This window comes from Gemmiger formicilis (assembly GCF_016901605.1).
GTDB lineage: Bacteria > Bacillota > Clostridia > Oscillospirales > Ruminococcaceae > Gemmiger > Gemmiger formicilis_B.
The window spans coordinates 1-3827 of record NZ_JACJKP010000221.1; the positions used below are offsets into that span (position 1 = coordinate 1).

The 3827-nt window shown below is 53.1% G+C and carries 4 protein-coding genes; all 4 read left to right on the top strand.

The annotated features are described in order from the left end of the window. Positions 1–41 precede the first annotated feature (41 nt). Positions 42–866 (top strand): carbohydrate ABC transporter permease, encoded by an 825-nt coding sequence (locus H6B10_RS13145; RefSeq protein ID WP_204652022.1) that lies wholly within the window; start codon positions 42–44, stop codon positions 864–866. Positions 867–869: 3 nt separating this feature from the next. Continuing rightward, a complete protein-coding gene (locus tag H6B10_RS13150; RefSeq protein ID WP_204652023.1) occupies positions 870–1370 on the top strand; it encodes a hypothetical protein in 501 nt (166 codons plus the stop codon). Further along, the gene (locus H6B10_RS13155) at positions 1367–2821 is read left to right on the top strand and encodes a biotin/lipoyl-binding protein (RefSeq protein WP_204652024.1); all 1455 of its coding nucleotides are present in this window, start codon (positions 1367–1369) and stop codon (positions 2819–2821) included. The genes H6B10_RS13150 and H6B10_RS13155 overlap by 4 nt, the downstream gene beginning before the upstream one ends. 109 nt (positions 2822–2930) lie before the next feature. Next, on the top strand, positions 2931–3752 hold the full coding sequence (locus H6B10_RS13160) for an ABC transporter permease (protein ID WP_204652025.1): 822 nt from the start codon (positions 2931–2933) through the stop codon (positions 3750–3752). Positions 3753–3827 lie beyond the last annotated feature (75 nt).

Genomic DNA, 3827 nt, shown 5'->3' on the forward strand with positions numbered 1-3827 from the left:
GCGGGTATTGCGCTTCTGCTCAGGAAGTTATAACAAAAGACATGAAAAAATGGTTTTTACTGCCCTTTGCGCTTCTGGTGTGGGGACCACTATGGCTTTTACTGACTGGTGCGCTGACAGGCAATGCAGAGTTGCAATCCACAATAGGGCCTGCCTTGACAGGGCAGGGGCAAGTCAAATGGACTTTGCTGCCCAGTTGGCCAACGCTGCAACCTTTGTTGGAACTGTTGCTGGACACGCCGGAATACTTTACTACCTACTGGAATACCTGTGCCCAGGTTTTTCCGCAGGTGGCAGGCCAGCTGGTTGTCGGGGCTCCGGCCGCCTGGGCGCTTTCTAAAATGGAATTTCCCGGACGGCATGGGATACGCTCCCTCTACATTGTGGTCATGTTGCTGCCTTTTCAGGTCACTATAGTACCCAGCTATCTGACGCTGAACGCTCTGGGGCTGATGGATACTGTTTGGGCCGTGATTCTGCCGGGGGCGTTCAGCACATTTCCGGTATTTCTGATGCAGCGCGGCTTTGATGCCGTTCCCAAAGAACTGCTGGAAGCATCTGCTATAGATGGGGCCACGCCAGGGCAGCAATTTTTTCGCATTGGAATTCCGGTAGGGCTGCCGGGAATACTGGCGGCCCTTACCACGGGCTTTCTGGATGCCTGGAACGGACTGGAACAGCCCATGACATTTTTGAAAACTCCATCCCGATGGCCGTTGTCGCTTTATTTAACCAATGCTGCCGGTGACAATTTAGCCCTTGTTATGGCGGCCAGCCTTATGATGTTGCTGCCGGCAGTTCTGATTTTTTCTTTCGGTCAGAAATATCTGGAACAGGAGATTCTGGCCGGGGCAGTGAAAGGATAAACGATGAAAAGAATCTTCGCTTTGTTTACGCTATCTGTTGTGCTATGCGCGGGAATTGCCATTCTTTGTACAGCTTGTGCACCCAAAGAAACCGAATCTTCTGGGGTGGAATCTTCTGCAACACTGACACCGGAATCAAAACCTGAGGCCACTTCTATCCCTGTAGCGTCTGCAGAACCGCAGGATACCTTGGCTAATCCCGACTTGCAAGGGATCGTGCAAGAAATTGTTGATGATGGATTTACCCTTACGCCTGTTCAGGTAGAATCTTCCGATGGTGCTGCCGCCGCAGGAGCGGGCGGAGATGCGTCCGTAGACGTTGATTGGACCCATGCCACCATAGAAACCATGCATGTGTATAATGGCGGACACGGCGAGCCTCAGGCAGCGGATACGGCGGCCATACAGCCGGGCAAACAGGTATACCTGTACGGGACGCAAGACTCGGAAAGCTTTGTGGCTGATAAAATTCTGGTGCTGGAAATCGAGGATGAAGGCGCATGAAGTGGAAAGAAGATGTTGCTGTTTTGCTTCGGCAAAGTGATCCGCAGCAGCTTCACAGGTTTGGCAATATTGTGCGCTTTTTTGCGGTGCTGTTGGTCATAACGCTGATTGCACGCGGTACAGCGGGGGCGACTATGCCGGTGGTTACACTGCAGGCGCCTTCTTCCGGTACCGTAAGCCGAAATGCTATGATGAACGGGACCATCTCCTATACAGGCGGTACGCCGTTCACACTGCCAAGCGGGTTGCTGGTCACATCGGTTCCGGTGCAGGTGGGGCAGACCGTCAAAGCTGGCGATACCCTGGCAACGTTTGATGAGGAAGAACTTAAACGTGCGGTGGCATCCAAACAGGCCGAGTTACAGCAGGTACAAGTGCAGGCTGCCCAACAGGCGGAAGGGGATTCGGCAGACCCGTACAGTGCACAACTGGCACAGGAACAGTTGGAAAGAGCCTATGCGGAAACACAAAAAACCTACGAAGAAGGGCTGGAAAGTGTTGAACGGATGCGGCTGAAGCGAAACGAAGCTGCGCAGGATCTGGAAAATGCCCGCAATGCTCCTTTGGATGATACGCTGCCAAAATCTGAAGCCGAAGCACAAAAGCAGGCCAACATAGATGCCGCAACTGCGGCTTTGGAAGCAGCCGAAGAAGCCTTATATCAAGCCGAAAAAGCGGCCGAGGATGCAAACGATGCGGCGCTGTCTGCTGCGCAAAGCGTAGAGGACAGCCGCAACACGGCACTGCATGCCCTGGAGAAGGAAGAAGAATCGGTGGCGGATCAGAACGAATTGAATCGCGCGGCCGCTGCTGTGAGTGATGCCAATGCGGCAGAATTGCAGGCCGAGTTGGATGCTTTACAGGCTTTGCTGAAAGAGGGAGCACGGTATACCGCGCCGCAAAACGGAACGGTTATTCAACTGAATCTGAAGGTGGGCGAGAACAGCCCCAAGGTGGGAGGACTTCTTGCCGACGAAGCGGCCGATTACACACTTTCCATCCCGTTGGATAAAGACCAGGCGCAACAAATCACCGTGGGAACGGTATTACATGTAAGTCAAAGCAAAGTCAGCGGTGACGCTGCTGTGCAAAATCTTTCCGAAGAGGATGCCGAAGGAACTGTAACGGCTACAGCCACCTTACCGCAAGGCGGCTGGAATGCCGGCGCCTGCAATGTATCCGCGACCAGTCAAAGCAGTCGGCAGGACTTTGTTTTGCCGTCCACTGCGATTCGTCAGGACGGCGACGGCTTTTTTGTTTTGGCTGCAGAGGAACAAAACACGATCTTGGGACTGCAAAATGTACTGGTACGGCTGCCTGTGACGGTACTGGAAGAAGGGGATACCACAACGGCAGTTTCCGGTGCGTTGGATTATGATACGCAGGTGGTAGTGTCCAGCGATAAATCCGTGCAAGCAGGGGATAAGGTGAGAATTCGTGATAACACTTGAATATCCGGCTCTTCCGCCTGCGCCGCACCGCTGGGCAAGATGGATATTGGTGCTTGCCCTTGTGTTGTTGGAGTGCTGGCTGTGTTGCTGGAGCCGCAAGCAGGGCCGATTGTATGCTACTACGGGCGTTCGTTTTGATAGGGTCTTGCAGGCGAGCGAGCTGCAAAGTGCCCTGGACTTTACCGCCGGGGAACAGAACGAAGATAAGGTATATGCCAGCTTTTGGGGCGAACAAATCGGTGATGTGGGAAGTGGAACCGGTCATAAGGCAGAAAGTGTTTTTTGCATCGGCTATTATGGCAATGCGGAGGACTGTTTGCCGGTAAACTATTGTTACGGGACTGCTCCCGGCACTGTAGGGGAGGAATGTGCCCTTTCTACGGCACTGGCAGAAACTTTGTTTGGGACTGACAACGTGACCGGCTTGCAAGTGACTTTGCAGGGCAAGAGCTATACGGTTTGCGGTGTGTTTCTATCGGTGGACCGCGTATTGCTTTTTCCATCGGAGAAGAATCTGACCTGTGCTGAGCTTCGGGGGATATCTTTGGATGCCCCCAAAACCGAAACGGAAAACTGGGGTGCGGCCGCCGGGCTGCCCACCCCCCGGTGTATTCTTTACGGTCCCCAATGGGTCTGGCTTTGTACTTTGTTTTGTTGGGGGCCGTTGCTGGTTACAGGTTGCCTTTTGTTGATTGGATTTTTTCGATTGAGCAGGGACTTGCCCGCAGTATGGCGTGATTTTGTCTGGCTGCTGCTGGCGTTGGGGGTGGCTTTGTTGTTGCCGCTTTTGTTGGAATCAATGCCAGGATGGCTGATTCCGGCCCGGTGGAGTGATTTTTCTTTTTGGGGAAATTTGGCTGCCCGCATCCGTGAAGGTTTGCAGGCATGTAAATATGCGCCTGTGTACTGGCGAGATATCGGCTTGCCATAAAATGAGAAAAAGCGCTTACCTGTGCAGATGGCACAAGGTGAGCGCTTTTTGTTTCAAATCATTTTTTGCCCGTTG